The organism is Prosthecomicrobium pneumaticum, from assembly GCF_014199915.1.
In the GTDB taxonomy this organism is placed as follows: domain Bacteria; phylum Pseudomonadota; class Alphaproteobacteria; order Rhizobiales; family Kaistiaceae; genus Prosthecomicrobium; species Prosthecomicrobium pneumaticum.
In genome coordinates, this window is the sequence record NZ_JACHOO010000008.1 from 99,802 (window position 1) to 112,980 (window position 13,179).

The following is a 13,179-nucleotide window of genomic DNA, read 5'->3' on the forward strand; positions in this document are numbered from 1 at the left end:
CAGTGTCACTCCCCGGTCTTTCGAATCGACAATGCCGCCTCGCCACGCGCCGATCAACGTGATCCCTCGCCGCGCCCGCGAGAGCCCCCCGCGTGGCGCGGCGCTCAGCTTCCCGCCGCCAGCCGGTCGGCGAAGGCCGCGATCGTCTTCGCATAGACTTCGGCGCGGTTCCACTCGCGCAGAGCCGCGAAATTGGCGCTCCCCTCGCCCCACGGGCCACCGGCCCGCCAGCCGTGACCGCGCAGGAAATTGGCGGTCGAGGCGATGACGTCCGGCACCGAGGCGATGAGATTCGCGCGGCCGTCGCCGTCGAAATCGACGCCGTAGCGATAATAGGAGGAGGCCATGAACTGGGTCTGGCCGAGTTCGCCCGCCCAGGCGCCCTTCATCTGCGCCGGAGCGAGATCGCCGCGGTCGATGACGCGGAGCGCATCGAGGAGGTTGGTGGTGAACAGCTCCGAGCGGCGGCAGTCGTAAGCGAGGGTGGCGAGCGAGCGCAGGACCGGCCGGTTGCCCATATTGGCGCCGAAATCGGTCTCCATCGCCCAGATCGCGACGAGGATCTCCTTCGGCACGCCGAATTTCTGCTCGACGCGGGCGAACAGGCGGGCGTTCCGCTCGAGCATGCTGCGCGCCCTGGCGACCCGGCCGGGCGAGATCCGGTTGCGCGAGAACTGCTCGAAGCTCTGGCGGAAATGACGCTGGTTGCGGTCGAGCTTCAGCACGGCGGGATCGAGCGTCACGCCGTCGAGCGCCCGCAAGGCGCGGGCAGAGATGCCCTGCCCTGCCGCCTGCTGGCGGAGATCGGCGAGCCAGGCGGAGAAATCCTGTGTGTTGCGGCAGGCGGGCGCGGCCGCAGAGGCGACCGACACGCCCGCCAGGGCGAAGAGACAAAGCAGGGGGACGAGCGCTTTGCGCATGGCGGAACTCCGTTTTTCTGCGCGAACGGTAGGCGGAGGGGCGGCGGCGGGCAAGCGAGGGGCGAGTCGGTCGGCGGCCGATTGGGGCGATTGTGCGGCGCATCATGGCTGCGAGTTTCATGTTGCCCTGCGAGAAGCGCAGCCCTGCCATGCGCGAGAGAGGCTAGCTGAACCCGGCCGCAACGGGCATATCTTGGTCATGAAAGATCGGAACGGATCAAACGAGGTCCTTGAGCCGATCGAGACCGAAATTCGAGGACTGCCCCGATGAGCAACAAGCTTCTTTCCGGCTTCAACACTTGGCGCAAGTATCGCCAGACCTATAACGAGCTGGTTCGTCTTTCCAATCGCGAGCTCGCCGACCTCGGCATGTCGCGCAACGATATCGACACCGTCGCCCGCAAGGCCGCCGGCTACTGATCACGAGCTTCGCCGGAGGAACCTCCTCCCTCCTCCGGTGATCGGCGCGACGCGGACCTCCTCCCCCGCTTAGCGCCATTTCCTGAGCGCCCGTCGGACCTCCTCCCCCGACGGGCGCTTTTTTTATGCCCGTCTTCCGCTTCCAGCGCCGCCTTGCGGCATCGACGTCTTCGCGCGTCGCGGCCCTGATTTGCGCGTGTCGCGCGGCCTTGCGGCATCGATATTTCCATGCAGAAATATCGGTGACAGCAGGGAGACGTCCGAATGCAGTTCCGTCGCCTGGCCGCCGCCGCGGCCCTCCTCCTCGCCTTCGCCGCACCGCGCGCCGAAGCCGCGGAGATCACCGTCTTCGCCGCCGCGAGTCTCAAGGAGACGATGGATGCGGCCGCCGCACTCTATGAGAAGGAGAGCGGCGACACGGTCCGGGTGAGCTATGCGGCCTCCTCCGCGCTCGCCAAGCAGATCGAAGCCGGCGCGCCGGCCGATCTCTTCTTCTCCGCCGACCTCGCCTGGATGGATTATCTCGCCGAACGCGAGCTGATCGATCCGGCGACGCGCTCCTCGCTGCTCGGCAATACGCTCGTGCTCGTCGCGCCGAAGGATCATGTCCCGACGCTCGCGATCGCGCCCGGCTTCGATCTCGCCGGCGCGCTCGGCGCGGACGGCAGGCTCGCCGTCGGCCAGGTGACCTCCGTGCCCGCCGGCAAATATGCGAAGGCGGCGCTCGAGAAGCTCGGCGTCTGGGGCGCGGTCTCCGCCCGGCTCGCCGAATCGGACAATGTCCGCGCCGCGCTCGCCTTCGTCGCCCGCGGCGAGGCGCCGCTCGGCATCGTCTATGCGACCGACGCGGCGGCCGAACCCGCCGTCGCCGTGGTCGGCACCTTCCCCGCCGGAAGTCACCCCGCGATCGTCTATCCGCTCGCGCTGACGAAATCGGCCGGACCCGACGCGAAGAAGCTGCTCGACTTCCTCGCCGGGCCGGAGGCTGCCGCGATCTTCGAGAAGGCCGGCTTCACGGTGCTCGCCGGCGCGGGATGATCTCCTTTTCGCCGGACGAGATCGCGGCGATCGCGCTGTCGCTGCGCGTCGCGGTGGTCGCCACCGTGGCGAGCCTGCCCTTCGGCATTCTCGTCGCCCTTCTCCTCGCCCGCGGCCGTTTCCCCGGCCGCGCGCTGCTCGATGCGGCGATCCATCTGCCGCTCGTCCTGCCGCCCGTCGTCACCGGCTATCTGCTCCTGCTCCTCTTCGGCCGCAACGGCCCGGCCGGGCGCCTGCTCGACGAGGCTTTCGGCGTCGTGCTCGCCTTCCGCTGGACGGGCGCGGCGCTCGCCGCCGCGGTGATGGGCTTTCCCCTGATGGTGCGGGCGATCCGCCTGTCGATCGAGGCAGTCGATTCGCGGCTCGAGGAGGCGGCGGCGACGCTCGGCGCCGGCCGGATCCTCGTCTTCCTCACCGTGACTCTGCCGCTCGCCGTGCCGGGCATTCTTGCCGGAACGGTGCTCTCCTTCGCCCGCGCCGTCGGCGAATTCGGCGCGACGATCACCTTCGTGTCCAACATCCCCGGCGAGACGCGCACGATCCCCTCCGCCATCTATGCCGCGCTGCAGACGCCATCGGGCGATGCCGAGGCGCTGAAGCTCACCGCGGTCTCGATCGCGATCGCCTTCTCCGCGCTGATCGCCTCTGAACTGCTGGCACGGCGCGTGAAGGGGGCGGGCCGATGACGATCGAAGTGGCGATCGAGAAGCGGCTCGGCGCCTTCGCGCTCGACGTCGCCTTTTCGGCCGGCGACGGCGTGACCGCCCTCTTCGGCCGCTCGGGCGCCGGCAAGACCAGCATCGTCAAGCTGATCGCCGGCCTCGCCCCGCCCGACCGCGGCACGATCCGGCTCGGCGGCACGACGCTCGTCGACACGGCCGCCGGCGTCTTGGTGCCGCCGCATCGCCGGGCGATCGGCATGGTGTTTCAGGAGGCGCGGCTCTTCCCGCATCTCTCGGTGCGCCGCAACCTCCTCTATGGCCGCTGGCTCGCGCGCGGGCGGGCGCCGATCGCGAGCCTCGAAACGGTGGTGGATCTGCTCGGCCTTTCGGCGCTTCTGAACCGCCGGCCGCGCGACCTCTCGGGCGGCGAACAACAGCGCGTGGCGATCGGCCGGGCGCTGCTCTGCGCGCCGCGCCTGCTCCTGATGGACGAGCCGCTCGCCTCGCTCGACCGCACCCGGCGGGCCGAGATCCTGCCCTATCTCGAAGGCCTGTCGGCGCGGTTCCGCCTGCCGATCGTCTATGTCAGCCATCAGATCGAGGAGGTGGCGCGGCTCGCCGACCGGGTCGTGCTGATCGAGGCGGGGCGCGTCGCGGGGATAGGCCCCGTCGAGACCGTATTCGGCCAGGCGGAGAGCCGTGACGATTTCGACGCGGCGACGGTGCTCACCGCCACGCTCGGCCGCGCGAGCGGAGCCGACGGGCCGGCCCGGCTCGACCATCCCGCCGGACCAATCCTCGTTTCGCGTCTCGACCGGCCGGTCGGCAGCGCCGTGCGGCTGCGCATCCGCGCCCGCGACGTGGCCCTCGCCGTGGGCGAGCCGGGCCGGCTGTCGATCCGCAACCGGCTGAAGGCGGTGGTCGTGGCGATCGAGGTGCAGAGATCCGGCGACCGCCTGGTGCGGCTCGATGCCGGCGGCGCGCCGCTCGTCGCACAGATCACCGCGGACGCCGCCGAGGATCTGGCGCTCGAACCCGGAATGCCGGTCGTCGCCCTCGTCAAGGCGGTGGCGATCGACGGTCTCGCCTTCTCCGGCGCGACGGACTGACCCGGCGGCGCGCGCGCCGCCGGGCGTTTCGGATCAGGCGCGGCAGCCCTTGAGGCCGGTCGCGTCGCCCTCGACGACGGTGATGCGGACGCTCGCCGTGCCGGTGCGCACCATGTCGAGCTGCTCGGCCGCCGCGCGCGACACGTCGATGACACGGCCGCGGCCGAAGGGGCCGCGATCATTGATGCGCACGACGACGAACTTGCCGTTCTTCAGATTCTCGACCCGCACCCGCGTGCCGAAGGGAAGGCTGCGATGGGCCGCCGTCAGCGAGCCGACGGCGCTGCGCTCGCCGCTCGCGGTCTTGCCGCCGAGCCGGTACCAGGAGGCCTTGCCGCACTGCGAATCCGCCTGCGCTGCACCCGTCAGCGCGGCGAACGCGCCGAGCGCGGTCGTCAACAGGGCGGCACGCGCCGCCCAAGCCAGTTTCGATTGCACCCCGGATCTCTCCGTTTCGCGCGCTCGCCAGACGCGCTCGTTGTCACCCGTTCTGTCACGCTCAGTTCCCCCTGAGCTCGCCCCTAAGCAAAGGGGCGAATCGGGCGACAATGGGGCAAGGCTCCGGCGGGCCTGTTGCGCGCCTCTTCCCGCTCCGCGCGTATCGGCCCGCCTAATGGCCGCCTCTCGACTGATCTGACGTCCTCGATCTTGTGCCGCTCTACGCCGCCGCCCGCGGCTTTTCGCCCCGAGTCGACCGTGCCGCCGCTGATCTTCGAGAGACTTTTCAACTTATTCAAAGGCCCAGAAGATAGACTTGGGCGCAACGTCGTTCCGTGATTGCCGACAGTTTGGTGCAAAGTTTCGACGATCGCGCGCCCCGGCTCGACTTGGCCAGCCGGGCGATCCCTGGGCCAGGCCGGGTTCACCCGGTGCTGAGCGCGCCATCGACGGCAGAGCGCTCGATCTCTTCGATTTCCTCCGGGCTGAAATCGAGCCGCGCGAGGGCGCCGACGGCGTCCTCGATCTGCTCGACGCGGCTCGCGCCGATCACCGCCGACGTCATGCGCGGGTCGCGCAGCACCCAGGCGAGCGCCATCTGGGCGAGCGTCTGGCCGCGCGCGCGGGCGATCGCATCGAGCGCGCGCACGCGGCCCACCGCTTCCTCCGACAGGACGCGCGGATCGAGGAAATGCGATGTCCGGGCGCGGCTGTCCTCGGGAATGCCGTCGAGATAGCGATTGGTGAGCACCCCTTGCGCGAGCGGCGAGAAGACGATGCAGCCCATGCCCTCCGCCTCCAGCCGGTCGAGCAGGCGATCCGCCTCGATCCACCGGTTGAACATCGAATAGCTCGGCTGATGGATGAGGAGCGGCGTGCCGAGATCGCGGGCGATCGCCGCGGCGCGGGCCGTATCGGCGTTCGTATAGCTCGAAATGCCGACATAGAGCGCCTTGCCGGCGCGCACGATCGCATCGAGCGCGCCGATCGTCTCCTCGAGCGGGGTGTCGGGATCGAAACGATGCGAATAGAAGATGTCGACATAGTCGAGCTTCGTCCGCGCGAGGCTCTGATCGAGGCTCGCGACGAGATATTTGCGGCTGCCCCATTCGCCATAGGGGCCGGGCCACATCCGGTAGCCGGCCTTCGAGGCGATGATCATCTCGTCGCGATAGGGCTTGAAGTCGCCCGCCATCAGCGTGCCGAAGAACTCTTCGGCCGAGCCGGGCGGCGGCCCGTAATTGTTGGCGAGATCGAAATGCGTGATGCCGAGGTCGAAGGCCCGCAAGCACATCGCCCGCATCGTCTCCTCGCGTCCGGCATGACCGAAATTGTGCCAGAGCCCGAGTGAAAGTGCCGGCAATTGGAGGCCGGAGCGGCCGCAGCGGCGATACTGCATGGCGTCATAGCGGTCGGCGCGGGCGAGATGGGGCATTGCGGGGTTCCTCCGGCGGAGTGCGGCGCGCGGCGCGCCCGCGAATGGTGGCGACCGGCGCGGCTCGCCGTCAAGCCGCGCTTCGACAAGTGGCGTCGGGCCGCTAGGATGCGCCCCGACTCGCTCGGCCGGACTGCTGGAGGAACATGATGGCCCTTTCCCTCTTCGATCTCAGCGGCCGCAAGGCGCTCGTCACCGGCGCGAGCCGCGGCATCGGCTTCTCGATCGCGACGGGGCTCGGCCGCGCCGGCGCCAGAGTGGTGCTGAACGGGCGCGACGCCGCGGCGCTCGATCGGGCGGTGGCGACGCTCCGCGAGGAGGGTATCGATGCGGCGGCACGGCCCTTCGACGTCACCGACCCCGGTGCCGTCGAGACGGCCGTCGCGGCGATCGAGGCCGAGGGTCCGATCGACATCCTCGTCAACAATGCCGGTGTCCAGAAACGCCAGCTGATCGTCGATCTCTCGGTCGAGGACTGGCGCCGCGTCGTCGAGACCAATCTCGACGCGGTGTTCGTCGTCGGCCAGGCGGTGGCGCGGCGGATGCTGACGCGGCGGGCCGGCAAGATCATCAACATCTGCTCGCTGACGAGCGAGGTCGGCCGCGCGACGATCGCGCCCTATTCGGCCTCGAAGGGTGCGGTGAAGATGCTGACGAAGACGATGTGCGCCGAATGGGCGCGCCACGGCATCCAGGTGAACGGCATCGGGCCGGGCTGGTTCAAGACCGAGCTCAACCGGGCGCTCGTCGAGGATCCGGCCTTCACGACCTGGCTCGAGGCGCGCGCGCCGATCGGCCGCTGGGGCGAACTCGAGGAACTGCAGGGCGCGGCGATCTTCCTCGCCTCCCCGGCCTCGAGCTATGTCAACGGTCACGTGCTCTATGTCGACGGCGGCGTGACCGCGGTGGTGTGAGCGCTCAGCGCTCTTTGCGAAGAAGCTCGGGACGTTCTATCTTATCGGCCATGGCCACGATGAACGTCTCGCTTTCCGATCGGATGAAGGCTTGGGTGGACGCCCAGACCGAACAGGGTGGCTATGCGGACGAGGGCGACTATGTGCGCGCCCTGATCGCGCAGGACCAGGAGCGGCAGGCAAAGATTGCCGCCCTTCAGCGTCTGCTGGACGAAGGCCGTGGCAGCGGAACCGGATCCCGGTCGATGGACGAGATCCTCGCCGAGGCCCGACGGCGCGCGGGAACGGATGGGCTATAGCCTCTCCCGCAGGGCCGAGGAGGACCTGATCGAGGCCTATGTCTATGGGGTCGCCCGGTTCGGCGTCGGCCAGGCCGAACGATACATTGCCGGCCTGACAGCAACCTTCGCGCTGATCGCCGCCCATCCGTTGATCGCCCGCGAGTGGCCCGAATTCGAGCCGCCCGTTCGCCTGCACTTCCACGCCGCGCACGTCATAGCCTATACGATCGAAGACGACGGTGTGACGATCCTGCGCGTCCTCGACGGGCGGCAGGACTGGGAGCGCGTGCTCTGACCGGCAAGCCGGTCATGATCTCCTCAATGCTTCCGCCGCTCATCCCTTCCGCCACGAATGTTCCGGCGCGTAGCCGAGCAGGCGCTTCGCCTTGTCGATCGACAGCAGCGATTCATTCTCCGTCAGGGGCCGCTTGCGCGGCACGCCGGGGAAGACCTCGTCGAGCAGCGCGTCGTTCGGCCGGCTCATCACGCCGTCCTCATTGGCGATGATGAAGGCCTCGGCGCCCTTGAGGGGCGATTCGAGCGCCTTGCGCACGGCCTGGGCAGCGTCGCGCGCGTCGATATAGGCCCAGAGATTCCATTTGCGGGCCGTCGCGTCGGCGTCGAAGGCGGGGAATTCGGCGTAGCGCTCCGGCGGCATGATGTTGGAGAAGCGCAGGCCGAAGATCTTCATCTCCGGGTCCCAGCGGCAGAACTCCTTGGCCATCTCCTCGCCGAGGAATTTCGACAGCGAATAGGCCGTCTCGGGGCGCGGCCGATACTCCTCGTCGACCGGCACATAGGGCGGCGGCGTCTCGAAGGGGAGGCCGAGCACGGTCTCGCTCGACGCCCAGACCACCTCCTTGATGCCGCGCACGCGCGCCGCCTCGAAGACGTTGTAGGTCGAGCGGATGTTGACGTCGAAGATGACGTGGTTGGGAGCAAGGCCCGGCGCCGGGATGGCGGCGAGATGGACGATGCCGGTGACACCCCTGACCCGCTCGTCGACGGCCGACAGCGCGGCCATGGTCTGGCCGAAATCGGTGACGTCGGCACGGAAGAAGGGCACGCCCTGCCCGGCCGGCTGCGGCGCCTGGTCGACCGCGACCACGTCATAGCCGTGCGCCTTCAGGTCGGCGACGACGAAGCGGCCGGCGAGCCCGCTCGATCCGGTGACGACGATCATGGTGTTCCTCCTGTAGCAGGCGTTCACCATAGGCCGCGCCCGGCGGACCAGCCAAGCGCGGGGGCGGCCGCGCCCCGCGGCGTCTTGACGGCTTGCCGGCCGCTCCGCCGCCTGCGATGGGGAACGTCATGACGACCGCCGCCGAACCCCGCCCCGCCTTCCTGCTCGCCGCCTTCGCCGGGCTCGCCGGCGCGTTCGGCGTCGCCGGCGCCGCAGCGGGCGCCCACATGACCGATATGGCGCGGCTCGCCATCGCCGCCCAGATGGCGCTCGCGCATGCGCCGGCCCTCCTCGCCATCGCGCTCTACGGATCGCGGCGCGGCGGCGGCGGGCTGGTGCTTTCCGGCTGGATCATCGCGCTCGGCCTCCTGCTCTTCAGCGGCAGCCTCGCCTATCACGACATCGCCGGCTCGGCCTTCTTCCCGATGAGCGCGCCGGCGGGCGGCACGACGATGATTCTCGGCTGGCTCGGCGTCACCCTCGCCGCGCTCGTCACCATGCTGCGCGGGCCGAAGGCGGCCTGAGCGGGTCCAGGCGGGCCGAACCCGGGCCGTGGCCGCCGCTTCCGCTGGCAATCGGCGGCCGGCTGGACTATCTGTGCGGCCGAACATTCTTCTCAGGACGCCCATGGAACGCCCAGCGGGACCCGCCGGCCGCCGCCGCACTTTCGCGATCATCTCGCATCCGGACGCCGGCAAGACCACCCTCACCGAAAAGCTGCTCCTCTTCGGCGGCGCGATCCAGCTCGCCGGGGCGGTGCGCGGCAAGCGCGACCGGGCGACGCGGTCCGACTGGATGAACATCGAGCGCGAGCGCGGCATCTCGGTCGTGACCTCGGTGATGACCTTCGAGGTCGACGGCACGGTGTTCAACCTGCTCGACACGCCGGGCCACGAGGACTTTTCCGAGGACACCTACCGGACGCTCACCGCGGTCGATTCGGCCGTCATGGTGATCGACGCGGCGAAGGGTATCGAGGCGCGGACGCGGAAGCTCTTCGAGGTCTGCCGGCTGCGCGACATTCCGATCCTCACCTTCATCAACAAGATGGACCGCGAGAGCCGCGAGCCCTTCGAACTGCTCGACGAGATCGAGAAGACGCTGGCGCTCGACACCGCGGCGATGACCTGGCCGATCGGCCGCGGCCGCGACTTCGTCGGCACCTATGACATCGCCCGCAGGCAGGTGCGGCTGATCGATTCCTCCGGCGAGGCCGTCAAGGTCTCCGGGCCGGACGACCCGGCGATCGACGGCATGGCGAAGCCGGGCGCCGTCGCCGCCTTCCGCGAGGAGATCGAGCTCGTCGAAGGCGTTGCGAAGCCCTTCGAACTCGACGGCTTCCTCGAGGGCCATCTGACGCCGGTCTATTTCGGCTCGGCGCTGCGGAATTTCGGCGTGCGCGACCTGATCGACGCGCTCGACGCCTTCGCCCCCTCGCCGCGCCCGCAGGCCGCCGAGGGCCGGACCGTCGAGCCAACCGAGGACAAGATGTCCGGCTTCGTCTTCAAGATCCAGGCGAACATGGACCCCAATCATCGCGACCGGATCGCCTTCCTGCGCGTCTGCTCCGGGCGCCTTGAGCGCGGCATGAAGGCGAAGCTGGTGCGCACCGGCAAGCCGATCCCGCTCAACGCGCCGCAATTCTTCTTCGCGCAGGACCGCCACATCGCCGACGAGGCCTTCGCCGGCGATGTGGTCGGCATTCCGAACCACGGGACGCTCAGGATCGGCGACACGCTCACCGACGGTGAGGATCTCGTCTTCCGCGGCGTGCCGAGCTTCGCGCCGGAGATCCTGCGCCGTGTCCGGCTCGGCGATGCGATGAAGGCGAAGAAGCTCAAGGAAGCGCTGCAGCAGATGGCCGAGGAGGGCGTCGTGCAGATCTTCACGCCGCATGACGGCTCGCCGGCGCTCGTCGGCGTCGTCGGCGCGCTCCAGCTCGACGTGCTCAAGGAAAGGCTGAAGGCGGAATACGGCCTGCCGGTCGATTTCGAACCGGCACGCTTCACGGTTGCCCGCTGGGTGACCTCGGATGATCCGGTGAAGTTCGAGGAGTTCGTCGAGCGGCATCGCTCGCAGATGGCGTCCGATCTCGACGGCGCCCCGGTCTTCCTCGCGCCCTCGGCCTTCGAGCTGCGCTACGATCTCGACCGCTGGCCGCAGATCACGGCGAGCGACATCAAGGACTATCAGCGCCAGGCTGCCTAATTGCCGCAGGCCCGGTCGAGCGGCGGCCGGGAACAAAAACCCGGCCGGCGACTTCCCTTCCCACACGTCAGGGAAAAGGAGCCGGGACATGGCCAACAACGCTGACCATCTGCGGGACGACCTCGCCGACCAGATCGCGACCCTGCGCAAGGAGGTGGCGCGCCTCAGCGCGAGCGCCTCCAAGCATGGCAGCCGCTTCTTCGACACGGCCTCGGACGAGGCTTCCGAACTCTACGCGCAGGGCCAGCGCGCGGCGCGGATGCTGACCGCGCAGGCGCGCGAGCGACCGGGGACGGCGGTGCTCGTCGCCGCGGGCGCGATCGCGCTGCTCGGCATGCTGCTCGCCAGCTCGCGGCGATGACCGACGCAGTCTGAAGGACGGAAGGGCGGCGCGTGGCAACGCGCCGCCTTTTTTCATGCGCGACGGACGCCAGAGGACGCAAGAGACATCAATGTACCTGATCGCCTTCGCGACCGATTATGACGGGACGCTCGCCCATGACGGCCGGGTCGCGGACGAGACGCTGGCGGCGCTCGAGAGGCTGAAGGCGAGCGGCCGGCGGCTGCTGATGGTCACGGGCAGAGAACTGCCCGATCTGAAGCGCACCTTCGACCGGCTCGACCTGTTCGACGCGGTCGTCGCGGAGAACGGCGCCCTTCTCTATTTCCCCGCCTCGCAGGAACAGCAACTCGTCGGTGCCGAGCCGCCGCCCGCCCTCGTCGCGGCGCTTGCGGCGCGCGGCGTCGCGCCGCTCTCGGTCGGCCGCGGCATCCTCGCCACCTGGCGTCCGCACGAGACCGCCGCGCTCGAGGCGATCCGTGACCTCGGCCTCGAATGGAAGATCGTGTTCAACAAGGGCGCCGTGATGCTCCTGCCGCCCGGCGTCAACAAGGCGAGCGGCCTCGCCGCCGCCCTCCAGGCGCTCGGCCTCTCGCCGCTCAACGTGCTCGCCATCGGCGACGCCGAGAACGATCACGCGCTTCTGCAGGCGAGCGGTTGCGCGGTCGCCGTCGCCAACGCGCTCGACGCGGTGAAGGCGACGGCCGATGTGGTGACCGCGCGCGATCATGGCGGCGGCGTCACCGAGACGATCGACCGGCTGCTCGAGGACGAGTGCTTCTACATCGACCGGGCCGCCGAACGACGGCGGGTGGCGCTGGGTGCCGAGCCCGATCTCGTCATCCGGCCGCAGCACGGCTCGGTGCTGATCGCCGGCTCGTCGGGGATCGGCAAGTCGACCCTCGCCACGATGGCGATCGAGAAGCTGGCGGCCGAAGGCTTTCAGGTCTGCGTCCTCGACCCTGAGGGCGATTACGATCACTTGCAGAACGCGATCGTGCTCGGCGACGCGAAGCGGCCCCCGCTCGAATCCGAAGTGCTCGACGTGCTCGAAAAGCCGGCTGCCGCAGCGCTGGTCGTCAACATGCTCGGCCTCAAGCTCGAGGATCGGCCCGGCTTCTTCGCTGCGCTGCTGTCGGCCGTCCGCGACCTGCGCGCCCGCACCGCCCGGCCGCACTGGCTGCTGATCGACGAGGCGCACCACATGCTGCCGGCGCGCTCGGAGACCGCCGAGGCGGGCGTCCCGGCGGCCCTTTCGTCGGCGATCTATATCACCGTCCATCCCGAAGAGATGCGGCCCAGCGCGCTTTCCAGCGTCGAAACGGTGATCGGCGTCGGCCCGAAGGCGGCCGATGTCATCGCCGCTTTCTGCGGCGCGACAGGGATCGCGCTGCCGCCCCTGCCCGCGGCCGACGGCGACGACACCGTGTTGTTCTGGAACCGCGCCTCGGACAGACCACCGCGCTGGGTCGAGGTCGACCGGCCGGTGCAGGAACACCGGCGTCATACCCGGAAGTATGCGGAAGGCAGCATTCCCGCGCGCGACAGCTTCTACTTCCGCGGTCCGGACGGCCGCCTGAACCTGCGCGCCCACAATCTCTCCCTCTTCGTCCAGATGGCGGAGGGCGTCGACGACGCGACCTGGCTCTATCATCTCGGTCGCGGCGACTATTCCCGCTGGTTCCGTGACATCATCAAGGACGACGCGCTCGCCGGCGAGGCTGAGGCGATCGAAACAGAGCGGGACGCTTTGGCGAGCCGCCAGGCGGTGCGCGCCATGATCGAACGGCGCTACACGGCACCGGCGAAAGCGGCGCCGTAGGTGCGCGATGAGAGGCGGGCCGGCACCGCTCCGGGGAGGTCTTCCTCCACCCGTCCTTCCCGCGAAGGCGGGATCCGATGCAACAGAGGTCGGCCCGCGTGATGGATCCTCGCTTTCGCGAGGATGACGGGGCGGCGGCGTGTGGCCCGCCCGGCGACACGATTATGGACCCCGGCACGGAGGCCGGGGTGACGGGTGCTCGTGAAGACACCGGCGCTCTGCGTCCTCGACTCGCGCCGTTCCATTCAACCCGTTCTGCCGTTCTCTCGCACCGCCCCACCCCTCGTCATGCCGGCGGAAGACCCTCACCCTACCCTCTCCCGCCGAGCGGGAGAGGGGGCGGGGCGGGCGCGCGAGCATAACGGGTGGACCCGGCGCCCGGGCGGCTCGGCGGCACGATATGGACCCC

Annotated in this window: 15 protein-coding genes; 11 read left to right on the forward strand and 4 right to left on the reverse strand. The window is 69.5% G+C overall.

What is annotated here, in order from left to right; all coding sequences use genetic code 11:
• Nucleotides 1–104: 104 nt before the first annotated feature.
• Nucleotides 105–920, reverse strand: coding sequence for a lytic murein transglycosylase (locus GGQ63_RS17450; protein ID WP_183857889.1), 816 nt, complete (start codon nt 918–920; stop codon nt 105–107).
• 267 nt (nt 921–1,187) lie between these two features.
• On the opposite strand from GGQ63_RS17450, the gene GGQ63_RS17455 reads away from it, so the two are divergent.
• The 4 genes from GGQ63_RS17455 (at nt 1,188) to modC (ending at nt 4,149) form a co-directional block, all read left to right on the forward strand.
• A complete protein-coding gene (locus tag GGQ63_RS17455) occupies nt 1,188–1,340 on the forward strand; it encodes a DUF1127 domain-containing protein (RefSeq protein WP_183857890.1) in 153 nt (50 codons plus the stop codon).
• A gap of 264 nt (nt 1,341–1,604) precedes the next feature.
• Nucleotides 1,605–2,378: a molybdate ABC transporter substrate-binding protein gene (gene modA / locus GGQ63_RS17460; RefSeq protein ID WP_183857891.1), complete on the forward strand. Its 774-nt coding sequence runs from the start codon at nt 1,605–1,607 to the stop codon at nt 2,376–2,378.
• Entirely contained in the window at nt 2,375–3,064 is a 690-nt protein-coding gene (gene modB / locus GGQ63_RS17465) for a molybdate ABC transporter permease subunit (protein WP_183857892.1), read from the forward strand. Before modA ends, modB begins: the two co-directional genes overlap by 4 nt.
• Nucleotides 3,061–4,149, forward strand: coding sequence for a molybdenum ABC transporter ATP-binding protein (gene modC, locus GGQ63_RS17470; protein WP_183857893.1), 1,089 nt, complete (start codon nt 3,061–3,063; stop codon nt 4,147–4,149). The genes modB and modC overlap by 4 nt, the downstream gene beginning before the upstream one ends.
• Before the next feature lie 33 nt (nt 4,150–4,182).
• On the opposite strand, the gene GGQ63_RS17475 is transcribed toward modC, so the two are convergent.
• Together GGQ63_RS17475 and mgrA are read right to left on the reverse strand one after the other, a co-directional pair.
• Nucleotides 4,183–4,587 carry a septal ring lytic transglycosylase RlpA family protein gene (locus GGQ63_RS17475; RefSeq protein WP_183857894.1) on the reverse strand — a complete coding sequence of 135 codons (405 nt, stop codon included), beginning with the start codon at nt 4,585–4,587 and terminating at the stop codon, nt 4,183–4,185.
• A gap of 424 nt (nt 4,588–5,011) precedes the next feature.
• Nucleotides 5,012–6,022, reverse strand: a complete 1,011-nt coding sequence (gene mgrA, locus GGQ63_RS17480; RefSeq protein ID WP_183857895.1) for an L-glyceraldehyde 3-phosphate reductase — start codon at nt 6,020–6,022, stop codon at nt 5,012–5,014.
• 146 nt (nt 6,023–6,168) lie between these two features.
• Between mgrA and GGQ63_RS17485 the strand changes: the two genes are divergently transcribed.
• The 3 genes from GGQ63_RS17485 to GGQ63_RS17495 are packed head-to-tail and all read left to right on the forward strand — an operon-like array spanning nt 6,169 to nt 7,512.
• Nucleotides 6,169–6,936: an SDR family oxidoreductase gene (locus GGQ63_RS17485; RefSeq protein ID WP_425502091.1), complete on the forward strand. Its 768-nt coding sequence runs from the start codon at nt 6,169–6,171 to the stop codon at nt 6,934–6,936.
• A gap of 50 nt (nt 6,937–6,986) precedes the next feature.
• Complete coding sequence (locus GGQ63_RS17490) at nt 6,987–7,235, forward strand: type II toxin-antitoxin system ParD family antitoxin (RefSeq protein ID WP_183857896.1); 249 nt, start codon at nt 6,987–6,989, stop codon at nt 7,233–7,235.
• The gene (locus GGQ63_RS17495) at nt 7,225–7,512 is read left to right on the forward strand and encodes a type II toxin-antitoxin system RelE/ParE family toxin (RefSeq protein WP_183857897.1); all 288 of its coding nucleotides are present in this window, start codon (nt 7,225–7,227) and stop codon (nt 7,510–7,512) included. Before GGQ63_RS17490 ends, GGQ63_RS17495 begins: the two co-directional genes overlap by 11 nt.
• Before the next feature lie 39 nt (nt 7,513–7,551).
• Here GGQ63_RS17495 and GGQ63_RS17500 read toward each other — a convergent pair whose 3' ends face one another.
• On the reverse strand, nt 7,552–8,400 hold the full coding sequence (locus GGQ63_RS17500; RefSeq protein ID WP_183857898.1) for an NAD-dependent epimerase/dehydratase family protein: 849 nt from the start codon (nt 8,398–8,400) through the stop codon (nt 7,552–7,554).
• Nucleotides 8,401–8,528: 128 nt separating this feature from the next.
• On the opposite strand from GGQ63_RS17500, the gene GGQ63_RS17505 reads away from it, so the two are divergent.
• From GGQ63_RS17505 to GGQ63_RS17520, 4 genes are all read left to right on the forward strand, one after another.
• Nucleotides 8,529–8,924, forward strand: a complete 396-nt coding sequence (locus GGQ63_RS17505) for a DUF423 domain-containing protein (protein ID WP_183857899.1) — start codon at nt 8,529–8,531, stop codon at nt 8,922–8,924.
• Between the two features lie 103 nt (nt 8,925–9,027).
• Complete coding sequence (locus GGQ63_RS17510) at nt 9,028–10,608, forward strand: peptide chain release factor 3 (protein ID WP_210308562.1); 1,581 nt, start codon at nt 9,028–9,030, stop codon at nt 10,606–10,608.
• Between the two features lie 88 nt (nt 10,609–10,696).
• Nucleotides 10,697–10,969 (forward strand): hypothetical protein, encoded by a 273-nt coding sequence (locus tag GGQ63_RS17515; RefSeq protein WP_183857900.1) that lies wholly within the window; start codon nt 10,697–10,699, stop codon nt 10,967–10,969.
• Between the two features lie 91 nt (nt 10,970–11,060).
• The gene (locus tag GGQ63_RS17520; RefSeq protein ID WP_183857901.1) at nt 11,061–12,770 is read left to right on the forward strand and encodes an HAD family hydrolase; all 1,710 of its coding nucleotides are present in this window, start codon (nt 11,061–11,063) and stop codon (nt 12,768–12,770) included.
• Nucleotides 12,771–13,179 lie beyond the last annotated feature (409 nt).

Bases quoted from the DNA above. Each gene is read 5' to 3' on its own strand.
- GGQ63_RS17485 (WP_425502091.1), top strand. From the start codon at position 6,169: ATGATGGCCCTTTCCCTCTTCGATCTCAGCGGCCGCAAGGCGCTCGTC.
- GGQ63_RS17500 (WP_183857898.1), bottom strand. From the start codon at position 8,400: ATGATCGTCGTCACCGGATCGAGCGGGCTCGCCGGCCGCTTCGTCGTC.
- modC (WP_183857893.1), top strand. From the start codon at position 3,061: ATGACGATCGAAGTGGCGATCGAGAAGCGGCTCGGCGCCTTCGCGCTC.
- GGQ63_RS17490 (WP_183857896.1), top strand. From the start codon at position 6,987: ATGGCCACGATGAACGTCTCGCTTTCCGATCGGATGAAGGCTTGGGTG.
- mgrA (WP_183857895.1), bottom strand. From the start codon at position 6,022: ATGCCCCATCTCGCCCGCGCCGACCGCTATGACGCCATGCAGTATCGC.
- modB (WP_183857892.1), top strand. From the start codon at position 2,375: ATGATCTCCTTTTCGCCGGACGAGATCGCGGCGATCGCGCTGTCGCTG.
- GGQ63_RS17520 (WP_183857901.1), top strand. From the start codon at position 11,061: ATGTACCTGATCGCCTTCGCGACCGATTATGACGGGACGCTCGCCCAT.
- modA (WP_183857891.1), top strand. From the start codon at position 1,605: ATGCAGTTCCGTCGCCTGGCCGCCGCCGCGGCCCTCCTCCTCGCCTTC.
- GGQ63_RS17505 (WP_183857899.1), top strand. From the start codon at position 8,529: ATGACGACCGCCGCCGAACCCCGCCCCGCCTTCCTGCTCGCCGCCTTC.
- GGQ63_RS17450 (WP_183857889.1), bottom strand. From the start codon at position 920: ATGCGCAAAGCGCTCGTCCCCCTGCTTTGTCTCTTCGCCCTGGCGGGC.
- GGQ63_RS17510 (WP_210308562.1), top strand. From the start codon at position 9,028: ATGGAACGCCCAGCGGGACCCGCCGGCCGCCGCCGCACTTTCGCGATC.
- GGQ63_RS17495 (WP_183857897.1), top strand. From the start codon at position 7,225: ATGGGCTATAGCCTCTCCCGCAGGGCCGAGGAGGACCTGATCGAGGCC.
- GGQ63_RS17515 (WP_183857900.1), top strand. From the start codon at position 10,697: ATGGCCAACAACGCTGACCATCTGCGGGACGACCTCGCCGACCAGATC.
- GGQ63_RS17455 (WP_183857890.1), top strand. From the start codon at position 1,188: ATGAGCAACAAGCTTCTTTCCGGCTTCAACACTTGGCGCAAGTATCGC.